The sequence below is a fragment of the Allobacillus saliphilus genome, assembly GCF_018138385.1.
GTDB classification, from domain to species: domain Bacteria; phylum Bacillota; class Bacilli; order Bacillales; family Alkalibacillaceae; genus Allobacillus; species Allobacillus saliphilus.
In genome coordinates this window covers 83,193-106,024 of the sequence record NZ_JAGSIE010000006.1, presented here as the reverse complement: position 1 = coordinate 106,024, position 22,832 = coordinate 83,193, and the positions used below count along the sequence as shown (strand labels likewise).

The 22,832-nt window shown below is 38.7% G+C and carries 22 protein-coding genes; all 22 read right to left on the bottom strand.

Translation table 11 applies throughout. From position 1 onward, the window contains the following. Positions 1-49: 49 nt before the first annotated feature. The 22 genes from KC820_RS02200 to KC820_RS02095 all read right to left on the bottom strand — a co-directional run bounded on the left by KC820_RS02200 (position 50) and on the right by KC820_RS02095 (position 22,831). Positions 50-1,312, bottom strand: coding sequence for a competence/damage-inducible protein A (locus KC820_RS02200; RefSeq protein WP_212367556.1), 1,263 nt, complete (start codon positions 1,310-1,312; stop codon positions 50-52). Beyond that, entirely contained in the window at positions 1,309-1,887 is a 579-nt protein-coding gene (gene pgsA / locus KC820_RS02195) for a CDP-diacylglycerol--glycerol-3-phosphate 3-phosphatidyltransferase (RefSeq protein WP_144087806.1), read from the bottom strand. The genes KC820_RS02200 and pgsA overlap by 4 nt, the downstream gene beginning before the upstream one ends. Positions 1,888-1,984: 97 nt before the next feature. Next, complete coding sequence (locus tag KC820_RS02190) at positions 1,985-2,908, bottom strand: helix-turn-helix domain-containing protein (protein WP_212367555.1); 924 nt, start codon at positions 2,906-2,908, stop codon at positions 1,985-1,987. An 18-nt stretch (positions 2,909-2,926) separates the two neighbouring features. Further along, positions 2,927-3,715, bottom strand: a complete 789-nt coding sequence (locus tag KC820_RS02185) for a YmfK family protein (RefSeq protein ID WP_212367554.1) — start codon at positions 3,713-3,715, stop codon at positions 2,927-2,929. Positions 3,716-3,934: 219 nt separating this feature from the next. Beyond that, the gene (locus KC820_RS02180; RefSeq protein WP_144087803.1) at positions 3,935-4,183 is read right to left on the bottom strand and encodes a DUF3243 domain-containing protein; all 249 of its coding nucleotides are present in this window, start codon (positions 4,181-4,183) and stop codon (positions 3,935-3,937) included. Positions 4,184-4,250: 67 nt separating this feature from the next. Continuing rightward, complete coding sequence (gene ymfI / locus KC820_RS02175; RefSeq protein WP_212367553.1) at positions 4,251-4,967, bottom strand: elongation factor P 5-aminopentanone reductase; 717 nt, start codon at positions 4,965-4,967, stop codon at positions 4,251-4,253. 2 nt (positions 4,968-4,969) lie between these two features. Beyond that, positions 4,970-6,259 (bottom strand): EF-P 5-aminopentanol modification-associated protein YfmH, encoded by a 1,290-nt coding sequence (gene yfmH / locus KC820_RS02170; protein ID WP_212367552.1) that lies wholly within the window; start codon positions 6,257-6,259, stop codon positions 4,970-4,972. After that, positions 6,256-7,542: an EF-P 5-aminopentanol modification-associated protein YfmF gene (gene yfmF, locus KC820_RS02165; protein ID WP_212367550.1), complete on the bottom strand. Its 1,287-nt coding sequence runs from the start codon at positions 7,540-7,542 to the stop codon at positions 6,256-6,258. Before yfmF ends, yfmH begins: the two co-directional genes overlap by 4 nt. Positions 7,543-7,928: 386 nt before the next feature. After that, positions 7,929-8,657, bottom strand: coding sequence for a MerR family transcriptional regulator (locus KC820_RS02160; RefSeq protein WP_212367548.1), 729 nt, complete (start codon positions 8,655-8,657; stop codon positions 7,929-7,931). 506 nt (positions 8,658-9,163) lie between these two features. Beyond that, positions 9,164-11,431 carry a DNA translocase FtsK gene (locus KC820_RS02155; RefSeq protein WP_212367546.1) on the bottom strand — a complete coding sequence of 756 codons (2,268 nt, stop codon included), beginning with the start codon at positions 11,429-11,431 and terminating at the stop codon, positions 9,164-9,166. A gap of 100 nt (positions 11,432-11,531) precedes the next feature. Continuing rightward, on the bottom strand, positions 11,532-11,738 hold the full coding sequence (locus KC820_RS02150) for a YlzJ-like family protein (protein ID WP_212367544.1): 207 nt from the start codon (positions 11,736-11,738) through the stop codon (positions 11,532-11,534). Next, positions 11,735-12,472 carry a ClpP family protease gene (locus KC820_RS02145; protein WP_212367542.1) on the bottom strand — a complete coding sequence of 246 codons (738 nt, stop codon included), beginning with the start codon at positions 12,470-12,472 and terminating at the stop codon, positions 11,735-11,737. The genes KC820_RS02150 and KC820_RS02145 overlap by 4 nt, the downstream gene beginning before the upstream one ends. Positions 12,473-12,587: 115 nt before the next feature. After that, a complete protein-coding gene (dapA, locus tag KC820_RS02140; protein WP_212367540.1) occupies positions 12,588-13,454 on the bottom strand; it encodes a 4-hydroxy-tetrahydrodipicolinate synthase in 867 nt (288 codons plus the stop codon). Between the two features lie 17 nt (positions 13,455-13,471). Beyond that, a complete protein-coding gene (gene dapG, locus KC820_RS02135) occupies positions 13,472-14,689 on the bottom strand; it encodes an aspartate kinase (protein ID WP_212367539.1) in 1,218 nt (405 codons plus the stop codon). A 20-nt stretch (positions 14,690-14,709) separates the two neighbouring features. Beyond that, positions 14,710-15,753 (bottom strand): aspartate-semialdehyde dehydrogenase, encoded by a 1,044-nt coding sequence (locus KC820_RS02130; protein WP_212367538.1) that lies wholly within the window; start codon positions 15,751-15,753, stop codon positions 14,710-14,712. Between the two features lie 58 nt (positions 15,754-15,811). Beyond that, positions 15,812-16,405 carry a dipicolinate synthase subunit B gene (locus KC820_RS02125; RefSeq protein WP_144087792.1) on the bottom strand — a complete coding sequence of 198 codons (594 nt, stop codon included), beginning with the start codon at positions 16,403-16,405 and terminating at the stop codon, positions 15,812-15,814. Positions 16,406-16,426: 21 nt separating this feature from the next. After that, positions 16,427-17,302 (bottom strand): dipicolinate synthase subunit DpsA, encoded by an 876-nt coding sequence (dpsA, locus tag KC820_RS02120; protein ID WP_144087791.1) that lies wholly within the window; start codon positions 17,300-17,302, stop codon positions 16,427-16,429. Between the two features lie 205 nt (positions 17,303-17,507). Beyond that, entirely contained in the window at positions 17,508-17,759 is a 252-nt protein-coding gene (locus KC820_RS02115; RefSeq protein WP_212367537.1) for a YlmC/YmxH family sporulation protein, read from the bottom strand. Positions 17,760-17,790: 31 nt separating this feature from the next. Further along, positions 17,791-19,011 (bottom strand): M16 family metallopeptidase, encoded by a 1,221-nt coding sequence (locus tag KC820_RS02110; RefSeq protein WP_212367536.1) that lies wholly within the window; start codon positions 19,009-19,011, stop codon positions 17,791-17,793. A gap of 184 nt (positions 19,012-19,195) precedes the next feature. Next, positions 19,196-21,313 (bottom strand): polyribonucleotide nucleotidyltransferase, encoded by a 2,118-nt coding sequence (pnp, locus tag KC820_RS02105; RefSeq protein ID WP_212367535.1) that lies wholly within the window; start codon positions 21,311-21,313, stop codon positions 19,196-19,198. A 173-nt stretch (positions 21,314-21,486) separates the two neighbouring features. Continuing rightward, positions 21,487-21,756, bottom strand: a complete 270-nt coding sequence (gene rpsO / locus KC820_RS02100; protein WP_144087787.1) for a 30S ribosomal protein S15 — start codon at positions 21,754-21,756, stop codon at positions 21,487-21,489. A 130-nt stretch (positions 21,757-21,886) separates the two neighbouring features. Continuing rightward, positions 21,887-22,831: a bifunctional riboflavin kinase/FAD synthetase gene (locus tag KC820_RS02095; RefSeq protein WP_212367532.1), complete on the bottom strand. Its 945-nt coding sequence runs from the start codon at positions 22,829-22,831 to the stop codon at positions 21,887-21,889. Position 22,832 lies beyond the last annotated feature (1 nt).

Genomic DNA, 22,832 nt, shown 5'->3' with positions numbered 1-22,832 from the left:
GTTTTCTCCTAGAGAAAGTATTATTATCTACAAGAGAAAATACCGTTTTCTAGACAGGATAATTGTTTTTTATATAGTTTAGAAATAATTTCAAACCCCGCTTAGTCGCTTGATTTCGTATCTCATTTCGTTTCCCGATGAGGCTTAATTTTTCACAAATAGTTGAGCTTTCTTTGCTAGCAATGGCTATGAACACGGTCCCGCTCGAGTGACCGTCGATCGATTGATCCCCAGCAACACCTGTAAAACTAATGGCCAAATCTGTATTCATTAAAACTCTCGTCTTCTCTGCCATCGAACGAGCACATTCTTCACTGACAGCTCCATTACGATCTAAAATTTCTCTTGGAACACCGACAATATTTTCTTTGATTGCATTTGTATAAGAAACGATTGAACCATGAAAAACATCTGACGCTCCTGGTTCAGAAACGATTTGTGATGCAAAAAGCCCACCTGTAATACTTTCACAAGTTGAGAATGTCAGATTGTTGTCACGTAGGTTCTCAATTATTTGTTTTTCCAACGTGTTCGGCCGGTCCCCGACATAGTAAGTTGAAACACGAGATAAGATTTGTTCCTGTATGCGATCCAATAATTGATCAGCTTCTTTTTTTGACACACTCTTTGCCGTTAACCGAATCGTGACATGGCCATCTCCAGCAAGTGGTGCAATGGTAGGGTTCGATTGCTTGCGAATAAGATCGATTAATTCATGTTCAATCGCCGACTCACCGATCCCCTGGAAATGCAACTCGCGACTATATAGTTGATATTGTAAAAAATCGCGACCATACAAATCAGGAATTAAACCGTGATCGACAAGCCACTTCATTTCTGTAGGAACTCCGGGTAGAAAATACCAAACGGTTTCATCAAATTGGTAGCATAAACCTGGCGCCATACCTACTTCATTTTCGAAAACGGTAGCTCCTGTAAAAGAAAGGGCTTGTTTTCGATTGTTTTCAGTCATGTTCATTCCGCGTTTTTCATAGTAGGCTTCGATTTTTTTCATCGTAGCCAAGTCGGTCTCCAACTTACAACCAAATAAATCACAGGCTGCATCACGAGTTAAATCATCATCTGTCGGTCCAAGTCCTCCTGTGACGATTACAAGATCTGATCGACTTTGGGCAAGTTTAAAGGCTTCATATAAACGCTTCCGATTATCACCGATTGTTTGACGATGGTAAACGTTTAAGCCGAGTGTCGCCATCTTTTCTGATAACCAAGTTGCATTTGTATCATCAATTTGACCAAGTAATAACTCGGTGCCTACGGATATAATTTCACATGTTTTTTCGGTTCTCATTTAGAATCCCTCATCACGTGCCAGTTTTTCATGAAATATTCAACTCCAGAAAGTACTGTGACAAAAGCGGCCAGGTATAAGAGGATTGTTCCAATTGGAAAACCTAAATAAGAGAAAGGAAAATGATGAAGTAATAAAAAGGCTGTTGCACTAATTTGCAATACGGTTTTTATTTTTCCCATATTACTTGCCGCAAGGACAATTCCTTCACCAGCGGCTACTAAACGGAGACCGGTTACTGCAAATTCGCGGCTAATAATTAAGATAACGAGCCACGCTTCAGCCATTCCTAATTCGACTAAACAAATTAATGCTGCAGATACAAGCAGTTTATCAGCTAACGGATCCAAAAATTTACCTAAATTTGTGACTAGATTATATTTACGTGCATAATATCCATCGACCCAATCGGTAACAGAGGCGATAATAAACAAAATCCCAGCCAATATATGTTCTAACGGAATGGACATTTCACCTATTGAATATGTAGTCCAATTAAATGGTACAACAAGTAAAATAATGAATAATGGAATCATTAAGATACGTGAAAGCGTAATTTTATTTGGTATGTTCATTTGATTTTCCTCCAAATTTGTTCTGTCATTGATTTTTAAATCATAAAAAAGGAATCCTTTGCTTTGGGCAAAGGATCAAACGTAATTCATAGTCAATTTACGATTCTGATGGTTCCCAAAGGATGTGGATTTTTTGATGGACTTCTTCATTTGCATCAATTGGATATTCTAACTCTTCTCCGTTTATTTTCAAATTAACGACAGAGGCATTTCCAATATTCAACTCAACAAGATTTGAACCAGACGCTTCTATTGTCAGTGGGGAGTCATCGGATGTGTAAACTCGTTCATCACCGAAACTTTCCACCACTTGTCCATCTTCTATCCCGCGAACCCATAAGTATGTTTCGCCATCAATCTTAAATTCGAGTTCCAAACTTTCCGCATTCGTCAAACGAACCGTCGTCAATGGTGTCGCTGCATCTTCATCTACTTCTTCGACAGATAGACTAGGCTGTTTTGTTTCTTCATTTTGCTCCTCATTGTTGTCTCCTGATTGTTCAGATTCCTCATCACCGTCTGTTGTACCCTCTTCAGAAGATTCCTCATTTGATTCTTCTTCTGTATCAGGGGCTATTATTTCTGATCCTTCTTCATTTCCTGATGTTTCGTCATCTTCAGTTAAAGCCGGATGAACGAAGTTAACATACGAATACCATATGCCAAAGATAATGCCAATCACCAAGACAAATACTAATAACTTTGGTAGAAAAGAAAAAAAGGCAATATTGCCGCTTCTAGATTCTTTTCTGGAAGGTGTAGATACATAATCATACGACACATCACTCGTCTGAGGTAATTCGTTTTTATGTTCCTCTAACAACATAGCTGAATCCATTCCTAAAACTTCAGCGTATTCCCGTATAAAAGCACGCACATAAAAGTTTCCCGGCATTTTACTCCAATCATTTTCTTCAACTGCAGTTAAATAACGGGTTTGGATTTTCGTTTCACTTTTTACTTCTTCAAGCGATAACCCTTGGTTTAATCGCTCTTCTCGTAACCTTTTTCCTATCTCCATAACTATCCACCGTCCACTTTAAAAGTCAAACATTGAAAATTCATCGCTTTGATCTGGTTCAAGACTTTTATAAGTGATTTCTTGATCAGAATCACTTCGCAGTTCAATAAAGTAATCAAAGTCATCCAATGTGTAATCCGATTGCTGTACAAAAATGTCTGGGTGTTCGACAACTTTCACTGCAGGTATTTGCATGACCTCGCGTAATACCCGCCAATGATCTTCACCAAATTGCTTCGCTGAAACTACTCCGTCGATGATAAAAACATTATCCGTGGAGTATTCATCCTTCATCAATTTAGTGCGTACAGTTTGTTTTAACAACGTACTTGAAAGAAACAACCACCTCTTATTGGCAGAAACACTTGCTGCGACAATGGATTCCGTTTTACCGACACGTGGCATACCACGAATTCCAATAAGCACATGACCACCTTTATTAAACAGTTCAGCCATGAAGTCGACAAGCACACCTAATTCATCCCGAACAAAGCGAAACGTCTTTTTATCATCCGAATCACTCTTTATGTATCTGCCATGCATGACGGCTAATTTATCTCGAAGTTTAGGTCGTCTAAGCTTACGTATTTCAATCGTTTCCATAATATCGAGAATGATACGTAAACGCTTAATTTGTCGATCATCCCTACTTAATAAGAGCATACCACGTCGAGCATCTTCTACACCATTAATCATAATAATATTAATGGAAAGCATTCCCATCAACGAAGCAATATCTCCAAGTAAACCAGGTCGATTATGCAAAATCTCATATTCAAAATACCAATCTTTTCGATCGTCCGTCATTTCCATACACCCTTTTTTCAAGGTATTCAAGAAGTACACTATCTACTATCATAAATTATTTTAGCAACTAGATAAAGTGTATTAATAATATTCCCTCTTTATTTTCGTTAAAAACTTTGAATTCCACTTCTTTCGTCCTAGATTACGTTATTTTCACAGCGTATTTGACACAAAAAACCCGAAAAATGATTCAAATCACTTTCCGGGCAGGTTCGTTATTTATTGATTTTGAACTAGTTTAACCATCATGCTAGCCATCGTACGTCTTTCTTCTTCGGAAGCTACGTTCCAAAGGTCACGAAGAATTGCTTCCTCATCATTTTTCGCATCGACTTTAGACGCTAAATGTTCACCGATTTCATAAGCTAGGTTATTGATCGTGTCTTGTTGCATACCTTTATCTTGTGCTTGGTTTAAACGATCACCTAAAAAATCTTTCCACTGATCGAAATTATCCAATATGGACATGGTTCATCCTCCTTTAATGTTCTTCTTTTATATTTTCTACGGAAGATGAAACCTTATACATGATTTTTTATAAGCCCCCACTTAATCGAAGGACTTGCCCGTGGATATAATCGCTTTCATTCGAAAAGAGAAAGCGGATAAGGTTTGCAACATCACCTGGTTGACCGGCACGTCTTAACGGTACTTGATTTGTCCAAACTTCTTGGTCTTGTTCTGAAATGACTTTGTTCATTTTCGTATCGATTAACCCTGGTGTTACTGCATTTACGCGCACTCCGGAAGGGCCGACTTCTTTTGCGATGGACTTCATCCATGCAAGTTGGGCTCCTTTCATCGCAGCATAAACCGATTCATTACTAGCGCCTAATTCGCCCCAAATTGAGGAGATCACTACGATATTACCCTCTTTTCGAGCAATCATTTGTGGTAAAAAAGCTTTAGCAATCAACATCATTGATTTAAGATGAATGGTATATTGCTCATCCATCTTTTCACTCGATGATTCAGTTAAAAGTTCATGATAGCTGCGTCCTTGCGCAAATAGTATACTGTGAACTTGAAAAGGGATCGATTCGATTAATTGCTGAATTTCTGTTTGCTCGGAAAGATTCGCCCGAACACTCATAATGACTTGATCTTCATCCAGTAAAGACATCGTCTTCTCAATTGCTTCTTTATTTTCAAAGTAATGCAATATAAATTGTCTTGAAGGGCTTGCCAAGCTTTGAATGGCTTCTTGAGCCAAATCACCGCTCGCCCCGATAACAAGAACTGTTTCTTTCATCATTATTCCTCTTCTGGCAAGACCATGCAAACAGTTATTTGATCTTGATCAATCCAACCATCAATGACCTGTTTCATATCATCTCTCGTCAAGTTCTCCAATGTCTCGAAAATATTCCGGTAATCGACAGAAAGGTCATGATAGTGAATGATTTGGTTAGCTGTCCCTTCTAACTCATTAAAGTCACGAATCAATTCACCATATTTTCTTTTCTTCATTCGAGCAAACTCTTCTTCTGAGATGGTTGAATTTTTCAAGTTCAACAACATATCAATGACACGGTCACTAAATTCTTCTGGTTTAAGTGTTCTTCCACCGATCATCGTTACCCCGAATGATTTTTCCATATATGATTCAAGTCGCAACGTTTCAATAACGAGTCCTTCGTTATAAAGCTCTTCGAAATACTTTCCACTTTTAGAGAAGTATAAATCCATCACGAGTTCACGAACCAATTCATTTTTCAGTAACTCACTCGTTTGTAAGTGTTCTTTCTTATCTTTAATTCCAACCATGCATTTAGGCGTTTGCACAGGCATGTGGATGACTTCTTTTTTCTTAAATACCGGATCCTTTTCTTCACCATAATCTCGTTTGATATCATCAATAGGTGCAAATTCTTTCTTAGCTTGATTGTTTCTGACTAACTCAGCCATCTCTTGTAAAGAAAAGTTCCCGATAACAAACAAGGACATATTCGACGGGTGATAAAATGTCTCATAGCATAAATATAAATCTTCATGTGTAATGGTATATATAGAATCTACCGTGCCTGCGATATCAATTCGCACCGGATGGTTTTCAAACATAGATTGAAGTGTTCCAAAAAACAGGCGCCAATCTGATTGGTCATCATACATCCGGATTTCTTGTTCAATAATTCCCTTTTCTTTCTCCACCGTCTGTTCAGTGAAATAGGGATCTTGGACAAAATCGAGCAATGTCTCAACATTTCGCTCTTCATCTTCCGTACTGGAAAATAAATAGGCTGTTTGAGTAAACGAAGTAAATGCGTTAGCTGAAGCTCCACGCTCTGAGAAATGTTGGAATACATCACCGTCTTCTTTTTCAAACATTTTATGCTCCAAGAAATGGGCAATCCCATCAGGTACTTGAGTAAATTCATCACTGTTTAACGGTGTAAATTTTTGATCGATTGAACCATAATTGGTTGAGAAAATAGCGAATGTTTTTTCAAAGTCTTCTTTTGGATAATAAAAAACCGTTAAGCCATTCGGCAATGTCTCTTGATAAATCGTTTCATTGATACGAGGTATATTTAATTCTTTCATGCTTCTTCCCCTCCATTCTCAGCAGTCAAAAAGTAAACCGTGTCTAGTTGGATTTGTTTTGAAACAGCAATAACGTCTTCTTTTGTTACCGATTGAATGGCTTTAGCGATTGCTTGAGGATCTTCAGATTTTCCACCAATCACTTGTTGATGAAACAATTCGATGATTCCAGTTGAACGATCCAATGTTTCTTTCAGCTGATTCGTGATTGCTTTTTTCGTTTGATCAATCTCTTTGTCTGTTATTTCACCATCATTAATTGCCTGGTGTTGTGCTTCAATAATCTCTCTCGCTTGGTCATACTTATCAGGTGCAATACCACTGAAAACAAACAACAGCCCTTTATTGCTTTCAAACCGAGATGCAGCATAATAAGCCAATGAATGTTTTTCTCGAACATTTAAAAATAACTTAGAGTGAGGATAACCACCGAATATCCCATTAAATACTTGAAGAGCAGGGAAATTGTCGTCAGAAAATTGCACACCTGTGCGGAAGCCCATATGAAGTTTTGCTTGTTGGATCTTTTGCTTTTCAGTAATGGTTTCTACTTTTTTCGGCAAGATTGATTCTGAACGATAAATGGATGTTTGTGGATTTCTTGAAAACGTAAGGTTTTCTTCAATATCTTTTTCCATTTGGTCGTTGTCAAAATCACCGACTACATAAACATCCAAACGATCTTCAGTGATCATCTGTTGGTATGCCTCGTATAAGCTTTTGCCATCTAATTGTGGTAGGTCATCCAAATAGCCATGCGCGTGGATTCCGAATGCTTCATCTTCACACATTTCATCAATCAAACGCATATTGGCGTATTGCATTTTTTCATCAATAATTGATTGAATTTTACTCTTTAAGGTGTCCTTCTCTTTCTCAACTAGTGTCTCATCAAAAGCCTGATTTTTAGCTTTAGGCTTCGTAAGTACCTCACTCAAAAATTGAAGTCCTTCCTTTGTAAGCGTTTCTTCATCTTTAATGAATTTTTCATTCGGTATATCCAATATAAACGTTAAAATATGATTCTCGCCTTTTTTGCCTCCATAAATACTGAATTTCGCTCCGTATAACTCATCGAGTTGTTGTCGTAATGCTCGTTCTGTCGGATACTTCTCTGAACCTTTTTGTAACACGAACGGAAGCAGTGCACGCTCTGTAATGTTCTCACGCTTCAGTGGACGTGTGAATTTCAATGCAATCGTATTTGTTTTAAATTTTTTCGTATCAATTAAATGAAGTGAATAATCGTCTTTTTGAATGGTTTGTTCTGTTACTTGCGACATATACATCCTCCTTTATCCTTCATACCCTATAGTTTACATGAAACAATCGTTTCATACTACACGGGCGATTTGCAAAGGATTTGTGACGTATATTTCGCCGAAAGCAATTTAATGGTAAGGCTAGTTATGTTTTTTTAATCAATTATTTTTTTGTTGAAGTCCGTTGTTGATTCTTTATCGATTTCTCCACCATTTTATCGGCGGCTTCGCTTGGGTTTTCGGCGGCTTCGCTTGATTTTTCGGCGGCTTCACTTGGGTTTTCGGCGGCTTCACCCGGTTTTTCGACGGCTCCATGGTTTAACGTCGGAACGCTTTAACCATAGTAGTACGTGTGCGGTTTTAGTGAAAGTTCTTTTATTTCTTGGCAATTAAGAATCAACACTATTTTATTTTTTATTTCGGTCTGTATAAACGCTCATCGCAGCACACATGAATTGGGCTAAACCTTCACCGAATTGATCGATGTTTTTCGTAAAGCGCTCATCATTCACATACATTTCTCCTAAGCCTTTGAATGCCTCAAGCGAATAGTTCCCTATTTTATTCAAGTATTGATACCATTCTTGGATCATTGCTTGTGCTTTTTCTGATTCGGGTGATAAATGACGAATGTCGGCGAGACGACGAAAAATATCGTTAAATCGTTCTTGTTCAAACGTAGTCATATTTTTTGTTTTTTCATTTGCTTGATCAACTGCTTTGTCACCCCATTTTTCTCTTGCCTCTTTTTCGTATGGGTTTTGATTAAAGTCAAAGCCTTCAAATTTTTCCTCACTTGACATTGAGATCTCTCCTTGCGAATGTTTTATTGTCTTTTCAATCGTTGCTATCATCTTGTTGAGTCGTTTTCTTTTTTCTAAAAGCATCTGATGTTGCATACGTAATGCCTCTTGGCGATCAAAAATTGGACTATCCATGATTTCTTTAATTTTTTTCAAGTTGAAACCGAGCTCTTTAAAAAATAAAATCTGCTGTAGGTCCTCAAGATTCTTCTCAGAATACACTCGATAACCCGCTTCAGTCGTATCTTCAGGAATCAACAAACCAATTTCATCATAATGATGAAGGGTGCGCACACTAATGCCCACTAAATCAGCAACTTCTTTCACTTTCATTTTGAATTTCTCCTTTCATCAGTAACTATAAAGTATCCCGTAACGTGAGAGTCAATGACTATTCTGTGAAATTGGATGAAACAATAAAAAAGATTCGCATCAGTTAGTAAATGAATACAAAACAGCATCAACCGAGTAGTCTTTTAAGTTCGGTTGATGCTGTTTTTTTATGTAAGACAAGAAGCTGATGATATGATGAAGAACGTATACTGAAGGTTTGCGGATTAACCCTGAAGATTCGTGAATTAACCCTGAAGTCTCTCGATTAAACACTGAAGGTCTTCAAATTAACCCTGAACCCTCACTGAAAAACCCTGAGTCACCGCAAATTAACCCTGAAGCCTCTCGATTAAACACTGAAGACAGCCTGTTTAACACTGAAGCTTTAAGAACGTCTGCCACCAACGACCGTCATCGAAACCTAAGCTATGTTGTGTATTTAACCTAACAAATATTTTAAGCCACGAAAAAACTAGTCAAGACATTCTTGACTAGTTTTATAAGTCTTATTGCATCGATGTTTCTTCAGGCTGTTGGCTGACCAGTACTTTCCTTGGTTTACTTCCTTCATATGGACCGACAATTCCTCTTTCTTCCATGGCATCGATCAGTCTCGCAGCTCTCGTATAGCCTACTCTGAATTTACGTTGAAGCATCGAAACACTGGCACTTTGCATTTCAATGATTAACTGGACAGCATCGTCGTACAGATCATCATCTACTTCTTCCATATCTGTTGACGTTTCCTCAGGAATCATCTCTTCCTGATATTGTGCTTTCTGTTGTGCAATACAATGGTCAACAACACGTTCGACTTCCTCATCGGACAAGAATGCCCCTTGAATTCTTGTAGGCTTGGACGCACCGACAGGCAAGAAAAGCATATCCCCTTTACCAAGCAACTTCTCAGCACCATTCCCATCTAAAATCGTACGAGAGTCTGTAGCTGAGGAGACACTAAAAGCAATTCGCGATGGAATATTTGCTTTGATTACTCCTGTAATGACATCCACTGACGGGCGCTGTGTTGCGATAATTAGATGAATTCCTGCAGCCCTTGCCATTTGAGCTAATCGTGTGATCGCATCTTCTACTTCATTCGAAGCAACCATCATTAAATCCGCCAACTCATCAATTAATACAACGATATACGGAAGGTGAGGATGGTTTTCGCCTTCTTCTTCATTCACTCGGTCGACATGTTCATTGTATCCTTCAATATTCCTCGTTGCTGTCTCCGAAAACAAATCATATCTTCTTTCCATTTCAGAGACGATTTTTTTCAATGCTTTAGATGCTTTTTTAGGATCCGTTACTACAGGAGCCAATAGATGTGGAATGCCATTATACACATTCAACTCCACTTTTTTTGGATCAATCATCATCATCTTCACTTCATGTGGTTTTGCCCGTAGTAAAATGCTCGTAATAATACCATTGACACAAACACTTTTACCGCTTCCTGTTGCACCGGCAATCAGTAAGTGAGGCATTTTATTCAACTCAGAAGCAATGGATTCACCAGCAATATCTCGACCTAAGCCAAAGAGCAGCTTGGATTCAGGTTTCATTTGTGGTTGCATTACTTCACGAAGCGATACTTGAGCAACCTCTGAGTTCGGCACTTCAATACCAATCGCTGACTTCCCTGGTATCGGTGCCTCAATACGTATATCGCGCGCAGCAAGGGCAAGTGCCAAGTCATCGTGTAAATTGACAATTTTACTTACTTTCACCCCGATATCAGGATTAACTTCATATTTCGTAACTGCTGGCCCTACATGCACTTTTGAAACTCTAGCTTTAACACCAAAGCTATGAAACGTTTGTTCAAGCTTTCTTACTGTGGATTGAATTTGCGATTTCTCCTGTTGCTGAGAATGATTGACTGGACTTGCAAGTAGCTGAAGGGATGGTAAACGGTACGACTCATTCTCTACCTCTGTTAAAGCCATCACTTCCTCTCCCTCTTCAGGAAGCTCTTCTACATTTTCCGTCCACTCATTCGTCTCGATTTCCATAGACTCAGGTTCAACATTTTCGGGTTCTACTGACTGGAAGTCTTCAATGACTGGAGTTGATTCAGATTCCGTCATTTCATATGAATTTTCGATTTCTAGTTTTTCTTCTTTTTCCTTCTCGGCGGCTTCCTTACGCTCGGCTCGTTTATCGCGGATACTGGCAAATCGAGCTTGTACTTTTCCGAAAAACCCTTTGATGACATCAATAATTGACTTCTCTGTCAGCATAATGATTCCAAAAATAATCGCAAATGTTGCAACAACTTTCGAACCGACACCAGATAATAAATAAAAACTGCCTACGAATAACAACGCACCTGTCATACCCGCACCAATTGCTGAATAATCTACTTCTCCGTTTTGATAAGCTTCATAATAGTCCCATGTTAACCCAAATATATTTTGGGTCGTTGCTTGTACAATCGTTTCAAATGTTTGTACGTGTGTAAATAACAATAACGAAGCAAATAATAGATAAAAACCCATCCAGCGAATTGATTTAAAATCCGGCCATTTTCGTTTAATTAATAGATAGATTCCTATAAAGAAGATAAATCCGCTAATTACTATATACCAAAAGCCAAATAACCATTGGAGTAACGTTACTAAAACATGCGGAATCACTCCGCTTGAAATCATTGGAATCCCACTTGAAAAAATGGCAAATAGGATGAACGCCAGTCCAATCAGTTCAAAATACAGATTCGACTTCCGATTATTTTTTCTTCTATTTCTCTTTTTCTTTTTTGCCACTTTCTTCACCTCGAAATAAATCAGTAAAGCAGCCAAGTATGGCTGCTTCGTAGTCTATTCATTATATCACACTCTCGAAGTGTTAAAAGTGGTTGATAAGTTACAAATAGAAATTTGTTCCTGGCATCAACTGTTGATTTAAATAATCGTTAGGATCGGTTGATATCATTTGATCGATTTCATAACCTGATAAATCAGCTTTCTTTCTTACTCTTACCATCATATGGTTCATCGATACCCATTGAGTTTGTTCATTTTTCTCTTCCTCAAAAATTTCTTCATAGGTTAGAGGTGTATAATGGATCATTGAATCACCTGACCTTCTTTCTTCTTATCAATCAGTTCATTGAGCTTTTGAATAGCTTGACTGACACCACCGACTGCATCGATCAATCCATATTTCACCGCATCTTCCCCAATGACATTTGTTCCTATATCCCTTGTTAAATTTCCTTTTTCAAACATTAGTTCTTTAAATTTTTCTTCATCAACATTGGAATGATTTGTTACAAAACGGATGACTCTGTCTTGCATTTTGTCTAAGTATTCAAATGTCTGAGGTACACCAATGACTAAACCTGTCAATCGAATGGGGTGAATCGTCATCGTTGCTGTTTCAGTGATAAATGAATAGTCAGCACTCGTTGCGATGGGTACACCAATGCTATGCCCTCCGCCTAATACAATAGAAACGGTTGGCTTAGATAAGCTGGCTACCATTTCAGACAAGGCCAAACCTGCCTCCACATCACCACCAACAGTATTCAATAATAAGATGACACCTTCGATTTTCGGATTTTGTTCAATGGCAACAAGTTGTGGTAACACATGTTCATATTTAGTTGTTTTGTTTTTGGAAGGGAGTTGAAGATGCCCCTCGATTTGTCCAATAATCGGTAAAATATGAATATTGGAATCTGGTGCTGACGGAACATTCGTTTGTCCTAATTGTTTAATCTTTTCAACTAACGACTGTTCAGGACCATCCCCATCTGGCTGTTCGGGTTGCGCTTCATTGTTTTTATGTTCTTGCTCGCTCATATATACACCACCTTTATTCGGTAGTGTGTACGAAAAATTTTGATTCATACTTCTTGTAACAGTGCTCGGATGACATAAAAAAATCCCACAGGTCATACCTGCAGGATTTTAAAAATTATAGTTCAAGAATTTTACTTAATGTTTGTTCTTCTTCATCAGTTAACGGTAATAATGGCAGTCGTACCGAACCAACGTCTATGCCTTTCTTGTTTAAAGCTGCTTTCACAGGTGCTGGTGAAGGAGCCATAAAACAAGCTTTCATTTTCGGCAGCAATTGACGGTGCAGATTGCCCGCTTCTTTAACGTTTCCTTGCTGGTAAGCCGACACCATTTCTTGCATTTCGTTTCCAATCACATGCGAAGCAACAGAAACGACACCTGCTGAACCAACAGCAAGCGATGGTAACGTCAACCCATCGTCACCACAATATAAGCTGAAATCATCGTCCGTTTGCTCAATAATTTCACTCATTCGATCCAAATCACCTGTTGCATCTTTCGTACAAACAACATTATCAATTTGGGAAAGCCTAATCGTCGTTTCTGTCGACATATCAACTACAGAACGTCCTGGAATGTTATAAAGCATAATCGGTAATGTCGTCGCTTCAGCAATTGCTTTGAAATGCTGATACAATCCTTCTTGGCTTGGCTTGTTGTAATAAGGTGTCACAAGCATAATTCCATCGACACCCGTTTTAGAGGCTTTTTTCGTTATGGCAATAGAGCTCTCTGTACTGTTGGTACCCGTCCCAGCAATGACTTTTGCGCGTCCGTTTACAACTTTTACAACCTGCTCAAAAAGTTGAAGTTTTTCCTCTTCTGTCAATGTAGGCCATTCACCTGTAGTACCACCGACAACGAGACCGTCTGAACCATTTTCAATAAGATACTCCACAAGCTGTTCCGTTTTCTCTAAGTCCAACTTATTCGATTCATTGAAAGGAGTAACCATAGCTGTTAGTACATTTCCAAAATTCATTTTCAATCGACCCTCTCTTACGTATTTAATAAAAATGTGTCATGTAGTGCATTCACGGCTTTTTCAAGATCTGTTTCTTTAATGAGGAGCCAGATCGTTGTGTGACTGTCTGCAGATTGAAGAATTTGAATTTGTTGTCTCGCAAGAGCTGAAACGACTTTTGCTGCCACACCAGGAACCCCTTGAATGCCAGCTCCTACTGCTGATACTTTTGCACAGTTTTCATTGATCTCATAATTAACCGCTAACCGTTCGACAATCTCTGTTGTTCGCTTCAGCTTATCATTCGGCACGGTAAACGTAATCCCTTTTGAAAAAATATTAAAAAAGTCAACGGAAACTCCAGCTGTCGCTAACTCAGTCAACAGCTGATCGTGAAGTTCCATGGAATTGGATGTATTCGTCCGTACTTTTATTTGTGTAATTCCGGCTTGATGGGCGATTCCGGTGACAAGTTGATCTTTGAATCCCCTATCCAAACCTTGTGTTTTCTTGAACGTAACAAGTGTGCCTTCATCTTCCAAATAAGTTGAACGAACGCGTACTTGAATTTTTTCTTGCATGGCAATTTCAACAGCCCGGGGATGAATGACCCTGCTTCCCTCATATGCTAGATGAACAATTTCATTATATGTCATCACTTTTAAGGTTTTCGCATTTTTAACGATGCCTGGATCTGCTGTTTTAATTCCATCTACATCCGTAAAAATATCGACGAACTCCGCTTCAAGTGCAGCTCCAAGTGCTACGGCTGAAGTATCTGATCCTCCACGCCCCAGCGTCGTAATATCACCGTTCGCATCTTCCCCTTGAAAGCCTGCAACCACGATGACATCGTTACTCTTGAAATAATTCAGTAACTCATCAGGTACCACTTTATTGACTCTTGCATTCATATGATCGTCAGTCGTTAATATTCCAGCCCGAGGACCAGATAGAGCAGAGGCGACTAAGCCACTTTCTCTTAATTCATTTGACATGACGATGGATGAAATCAGTTCACCAGTAGACATGAGCAAATCAATTTCGCGGGAAGTTAACTGGGTATTCGGATAATTAATGAGCTCTAATAATGTATCTGTTGAATAAGGCTCACCTTTTCTCCCCATTGCCGATACGACAACGACAACTTTGTATCCTTCATTAATTGCTTTCTCAATGTGTCGAATAGCATGTTTTCGACTTTCTTTATTTCGGACGGAAGTGCCACCGAATTTCTGTACTAAAAACTTCATAGTCCACCTCGAGCTATGCATTATTTTGCTAATTTAATATAACTTTGTGCGATTTGGACAGAATTCCAAGCCGCTCCTTTCAGTAGGTTATCAGAAACAATCCACAGATGGAACCCATTGGAAACATCCAAATCTTTACGGACTCTTCCCACGAACACATCTGTTTTTCCTTCTGCAGTAAGCGGTGTTGGATAGATTTGATTCTGAATATCATCTTGCAAGACAACACCAGGTGCTTCTTTCAATGCTCCTTGGAATTGATCAATCGAAATATGATCATCTTCAATTTCGACATATACGCTCTCTGCATGTGAATAGTAAAAAGGCAAACGTACACAGGTAGCAGAAACCTGCAATTCGTAATCATGCATGATTTTTTTCGTTTCATTAATCATTTTCATTTCTTCAAGTGTAAAATGATTTTCATCAAAAACATCAATCTGTGGGAGTGCGTTAAACGCAATCGGGAAATGCTTTTTCTCCGATTTAACCGGCAGAACTTCGGCAAAAACTTCTTCGTTGTTCAACATTGCTTGCGATTGATGCGTCAATTCTTCCATTGCTTGATTTCCCGAACCAGAAACTGATTGATAAGTAGAAACGATAATTCGCTTCATGCCGTATTTTTGACGAATCGGCTCCAACGCAGCAACCATCTGAATGGTTGAGCAATTCGGGTTGGCAATGATTCCTTTATGGTTTAAAATATCCTGTTCATTGACCTCAGGAACAACCAATGGTACTTGGTCATCCATACGATAAGCACTCGTGTTGTCTATAACGACTGCGCCACGTTTAACAGCCTCTGGAGCCAGTTGCTTAGAAACTGAACCCCCGGCTGAAAAGAAAGCAATATCAACATCATCAAACTGCTCTGCTAATGCTTCTTTAATCTGTATGGATTCACCCTTGAAGTCTACGGTTTTACCAACAGAACGTTTGGATGCTAGTGGAATCAATTGCTTCACTGGAAAATCAATCTGTTCAAGCATTTCAATAATTCGCTGGCCGACAGCTCCTGTGACGCCAACGATTGCTACATTGTATTGGTTAGAATTAGTCATTGTTGTAACCCCCAAAAAATACTCTTTATTTCTTTATTTTAGCATATTACTGCCCGAATCACACAATGTCATAATTGCGCATGATCGGTTGTAATTGTTTGCCATTAATTGCTTCATCGATCGTTTCTGGAATCAGTTCCATATGTGCTACGAGGGAATCAGGTTTTTTGTAAGGGTGATCTTGACCGTACGGGACAAAATATACATTTTTAGTCACTAATAATTTCCCTAAATTCATCGCATTCAATCCGAGAGCATCATTGGTTGAAATAGCTAAAACAACTGGACTTCCATTACGCAATGTCGCTTTTGCAGCCATGAGTGGCGGGCTATCTGTTAATGCATTCGCAAATTTGCTTAGTGAATTTCCAGTCAACGGAGCAATGATCATGCAATCCAGTGGCGCTTGTGGTCCAAGTGGTTCTGCTTCTGGCATTGTCTTAATAAGTTCTTTTCCTGTAATTTGTTTAATTCGTTCCAAGTGATCCTTCGCATTACCGAACTTTGTATCCGTCTGTTGAACCGTGTAAGAGACGATTGGGACAACTTCCGCACCCAATTCCATAAGCTTTTCAATTTGAGGAAACACTTGTTCATACGTGCAGTGAGATCCTGTTAATCCAAACCCAATTCGTTTACCTTTTAAATCCATGAAACATTCACTCCTGTTGTTTTATTCTTCTTCATTCAAAATATGATGAACGACATGTGCTAAAATCTTTCCAGCCGACTTCGGCGCAACAATACCTGGTAATCCTGGTGCCTGTATCGTTTTAATCCCTATTCGTTTCGCATATCGGAAGTCAACGCCTCCAGGCTTGGAAGCTAAGTCAATGATCAAACTATCTTCTGGCAATGCACGGATAATCGTTGGTGTCACAACGATGTCAGGTATTGTGTTAATTAAAAGATTACAATCCGCAAGATTCTCATCCAATTGTTCTAACGGAATCGGTAAACAGTTATACTCGTAGATTCTTGCTAAATCAATCGTCGATCTGGATGAAACCGACACATTTGCTCCTAGCCCTTTAAATGAATGGACTAAGGTTTTTCCGACTCGCCCAAATCCTAGAATCATAATGTTTGAATCATGGATCGTGAAGTCAGTATATTGAATCGCTAGCATGAGTGTACCTTCTGCTGTGGGAATTGAATTATAGATGGCCACGTCATCTCGTTCGAATAAAGGCACAATCATCCCCTTAAACGTATCCAAGTCTTTAAGATAAGGGGTCATGATTCCTGTAAATAAAAAGCAATCGTCTGGTAGTTCATTAAACCATTCTTTTGCGAGGTGGGGAGACTCTTCTGCATAATGGGCTTCTGCATAGCCATCTTGATCCAATCCTGTCACCGGCAATACGACTGCAGCGAGCTCTTGTTTGTAAACTTGATCAGCGTGAACAAAATTTACATCGGATAATTGATCTTTCGCTTCTTCAAATCCTACAGCAAACACATCTGCGTCTGCCAATATCAACTGTTCCATCATTTCTAGATGACGTGCATCACCACCCACAAATAACACCGACTTACCTGTTAACATTTCTTCAACTCCTCAAACCATGTCATTCATTCGATATATCGTATGTAAAGAACTGTTTTGTGTGATTTGCTCATCTTTTTTTAACCCTTTTACCAATATTGCAGTATCTAGTTAAACGCAAAGGAATCATTTACGAAGCATAAAAAAACCGAACCAGCTGTCGATCAAACTGATTCGGTAGGAAATATTTATAGGGTGTTTTCAATTATTTCTCACGATATTTCGTTTTTCTTTTGATGACAATCAAATCATCACCAATAACTTCTAAATCTGTCCATCTGATTGTTGTACCTGTTTCGCCTTTTCGCAAACCGAGCATGTTATAGTCTTGAATAACAATTTCTTCAACCATCCCATCTACAGGATTGATATTCAAATCCGTCTGTCCCAATACACCTAGTCGGGTGCCGTTATCTGCATCGATCAGTTCTTTCCCCGATAATTCCCGAAATCGCATGAGTTCTCCTCCTTTAACGTATCTATTCTATTTATACGTTTGAAGGTTGAATCAATGCACGGGAAGGCTCGTTATTCAATAAATGTTCAGCTAATAAATTAATATCGGTTAAAGAAACTTGTTCTATTTTTTGTACCATGTCTTCCGGTGTTTGATACGGCAAATCGAGTAACTCCATACGGCCATTTTTTTGCATACGGCTACTGGTATGCTCTAAACCAAGAATCAACTGCCCTTTTATTTGCTCTTTTGTTTGTAACATTTCTCTTTCCGTTATACCGGTTTTAGTGAGATCAAAGACGATTGATTGAATAATATCTTCCATCTCATCTAATTGATCGGGGTTTGTACCTCCATATATGACTGTCAAACCGTTATCTATAAATGTACTATGATACGAAAAGATCGAGTAAGCTAATCCACGTTCTTCTCTAACTTGTTGGAATAAACGAGAGCTCATACTTCCACCTAATACATTTTCTAAAATAGACAAACTATATAACCGTTCATCTTTGATTGATAAACCTGGATAACCTAAACAAAAATGTGATTGATGCGATGGTTTCTCGACTTTTGTATTCGCAGGATGAAATGTTGAATAAAAACTACCTTCAATTGCTGAACCTTTTTTAAGCTCAGATAATGAGTCTGAGATGTTTTTTGAAAGTGAGGTTGATAGATTTCCAGCAACGGAGACAACGACTCGTTCTGCAGTATAATATTGTTCACGATATGCTAACAAATCTTCTCTTGATATGTGAAGAACAGAATCTTTTGTACCCAATATTGATTGCTCGAGTGGATGGTTCTTGAATGTGGATTCGTGGAGATAATCATGAATCACATCATCCGGCGTATCTTCAATCATATCGATTTCTTCAGCGATTACTTTTTTCTCTCTTTCTAATTCTTCTTCAGCAAAGGCGGAATGTAGAAACATATCCGCTAAAACTTCCCAGGCGTATCCGGCATGTTCATCAAGAACAGTCGCAAATATGCACGTATACTCTTTGCTTGTAAATGCATTGACATCGCCACCGATTGAGTCAAATGCTTCTGCAATTTGTTTAGCTGTACGCTTTTCTGTCCCTTTAAACATCATGTGCTCAATAAGATGTGAGATCCCTTGTTTTTCAAATGCTTCATTTCTTGAACCAGCTAAGATCCAAATGCCAATTGAAACGGATCTTGATTCTGGTAAAGTTTCGGTAATAATTCTTGCTCCGTTAGCTAATTTGTCCTTTACAACCATCCAATCCTCTCCAATTCTGATACGAGTAAATCCATTAAAGACTAAGTTATGTTATCTGTCTTCTCCTGATGCCACTTTGTTTTCCGCAAGTTATCATACAATAGGTTAGCATCATAGGCTCAAAAAAAGAACTGGTCAAATGCCAGCTCTTTTGTTAGATCAATGTGATTGTTATGTCATATAATTAATCTTTTTTAACCTCTTCAGCATCCTGTTCCTTCAAAGCAGCTTTTCTGGAAAGATTGACACGGCCTTGTCGATCGATTTCTTTTACTTTGACAAGCGTTTGATCACCAACATCAATGACGTCCGTCACGTTTTTCACGTGTTTATCATCCAACTCACTAATATGAACAAGTCCTTCTTTGCCTTTAAAGATTTCGACAAATGCACCGAACTTCTCAACTCGTTTGACAGTTCCAAGGTAGATTTTACCGACTTCAGCTTCTTGTACTAAGCTTTCGATAATCTTCTTGGCTTCATCAATTTTATTTGTATCTGTAGAAGAGATGAAAATAGTACCGTCTTGTTCGATATCAATTTTCACATCTGTTTGTTCGATAATCTTATTGATTTGTTTTCCGCTCGGTCCAATAACATCACGGATTTTATCTGGGTTGATCGTCATCGATACGATTTTTGGTGCGTACGGCGACAATTCTTCGCGTGGGTCATTAATTGTCTCTAACATATGGTTTAGAATGTCCATACGTCCTTTTTTCGCTTGAGACATAGCTTCTTCCAAAATCTCTTTAGATAAACCATCGACCTTAATATCCATTTGAAGTGCTGTAATTCCTTTTTTTGAACCAGCTACTTTGAAATCCATGTCACCTAAGGCATCTTCCATCCCTTGGATATCTGTCAAGACAGTGTAATTCTCACCTGACTTCACAAGTCCCATGGCAATACCCGCAACAGGCGCCTTAATCGGCACACCGGCATCCATCATAGCCATCGTGCTAGCACAAATACTCGCTTGACTACTGGAACCGTTGGATTCAAGAATTTCTGATACTAAACGAATCGTATATGGAAAATCTTTTTCGTCTGGAACGATTGGTTCCAATGCTCGCTCACCAAGTGCTCCGTGACCAATCTCTCTACGGCCTGGTCCACGAATTGGGCCTGTTTCTCCTACACTGTACTGTGGGAAGTTGTAATGGTGCATAAATCGCTTGGATTCTTCTAAACCTAATCCATCCAATACTTGTACATCACCTAATGCGCCTAATGTACATACGCTTAGCGCTTGTGTTTGTCCACGTGTAAACATAGCTGAACCATGTGTACGTGGAAGGACAGTGGTTCGTGACGTTAATGGACGAATTTCATCGACACCACGGCCATCTGGACGTACTTTTTCTTCCGTGATTAATCGTCTAACTTCATTTTTGACGATTGAATCCAACACAGACTTGACTTGTTTAATGGTGTCAGCTTCCGCCTCTTGCTCTTCATATTCTGCGATAATTGCATCTTTTACTTGATCAATTGCTTCTTCTCGTGCTTTCTTTTCCTTCGTTTGGATGGCATCGATTAGTTGATTCTTTGCTTTATCTGTCACTTCCTCGACAATCGATTGCTCAGGCGTAAAGAGTGTTACTTCCATTTTCTCTTTTCCAACCTCTTCAACAATCATTTCTTGGAAAGTGACTAGGCGTTTGATTTCATCATGACCAAACATAATAGCTTCTAGCATAATATCTTCTGGTACTTCTTGAGCACCTGCTTCAACCATGTTGATGGCATCTTTCGTACCAGCAACCGTTAAGTCAATATCGCTTTTTTCCATTTGTTCAACTGTAGGGTTAATGAGCAACTCCCCATCAACTCGTCCAACTTGAACACCAGCAATCGGGCCATCAAATGGAATGTCTGAAACACATAGTGCAATGGAAGAACCAATCATCGCTGCAATTTCAGATGAACAATCTTGTTCGACACTCATGACCGTGCTGATCACTTGAACTTCGTTACGAAATCCATCTGCAAATAATGGACGGATTGGACGGTCGATCAAGCGGGAGGTTAAAACAGCTTTGTCACTTGGTTTTCCTTCTCTTTTCAAGAAACCTCCAGGAATTTTACCAACTGCATATAATTTCTCTTCATAGTTAATTGTCAGTGGGAAAAATGGTAAGTCTTTTGGTTCGCTGGAAGCAGTTGCAGCTACAAGTACAGATGTATCTCCATACCGAACCATTGCGGAGCCATTTGCTTGCTTGGCCACTTCACCAATTTCGATCGTTAGCTCGCGACCGGCCAATTCGATCGAAAATGATTTCATTTCATTTGCCATATTTATTACTACTCCTCTCAAGTCACATCGTTTTCATATGTTTTCCATTTATGACCTATTTTAATACGCATGAAGTCGTATGTAAAACCGCTTGGTTAATTACGAAACCCAATTATTTAATCTTTTTCTTCATAAAGAAAAAAGCGGGAAATAGTCCCCGCTTTTTCTGTACCTTATCTGCGCAGTCCAAGTTTTTGGATTAATTCACGGTAACGTTGAACATCTTTTTTACGTAGGTAATTTAATAGATTACGACGTTTACCAACCATTTTCATCAAACCACGGCGTGAATGGTGATCCTTGTTATGTTCACGCAAATGATCGTTAAGGGTTGTAATTTGTTCAGTTAGGATAGCCACTTGAACTTCTGGTGAACCAGTATCATTATCATGCGTTTTGAACTCACTAATCAATTCATTCTTGCGCTCTTGTGAAATTGCCATCCTATTCACCTCCTATTTTTTATTGAAACCCCCTTATTCCTCGCATCCGACGGAGAACTCGCTATGCCAAGAGTAAGGTTATTTCTTACACTATAAAGATTACATTTAATGAGTGAAAAATGCAAGACATTTACGAATGATTTTTTAAAGCTTTTTTCGCTTTTCGTTCATCTTCTTTCAATTCTTGCGTTAGCTCGTCCACTCCGTTAAATGCCAACTCGTCCCGTATATAAGACCAAAAAGATACTTGAATGGACTCATTATATATATCACAATCAAAATTAAACAAATGGACTTCTATTAACGGTTTATCATGTTTCTCTTCAAACGTTGGGTTGTAACCAATACTTGCCATTCCATCATAGTTTTTTCCTTGGACGACGGCTGTTACCGCATAAATACCTACCTTTGGAATAGCTCTACTTTCATCGACTTCCAAATTAGCTGTCGGATATCCAATTTCTCTGCCACGTTGGTAACCTTTAACAACATGACCCGTTAATGTATATGCGCGCCCCAATAACTCTTTTACTTGTTCTGGTTGACCTTGATTCAATAATTCTCTAATTCTAGTTGAACTGACCTTCTCACTTTCAAAGGTTACTTTATCAACAACTGTATAGGTTAATTTTCCTCGGGCGTATTGATCCATATCATGTATTTTGCCTGCACCTTTATGGCCGAATGAATAATCAAAACCAGCAGAAACATGTTGAATGGATAAATCAATAAAGAACTTATCTACAAATTCTTGAGGGGAAAGCTTTGCTAAATCTTTATTGAACGTAACGACAAATAAATAGCGAATGCCCATTTTCTCAAAAATTGCTACCTTTTCTTCCAATGAAGTCAGTAAAAAGTTTGATAATGGTTCATTTTTCAAGACAGCTAGTGGATGAGGGTCGAATGTCATAACCGCTGATTCCAAATCATTCTCAGAAGCGTAATCAATTGCTGCTTGAATCACTTGTTGATGACCTCTATGGACTCCATCAAAAAAGCCAACTGCTAAACTAGACGGTTCTAAGTGATTTCGTTTATAATCTTCAGGATAATTTAATCGAATGACTTCCATT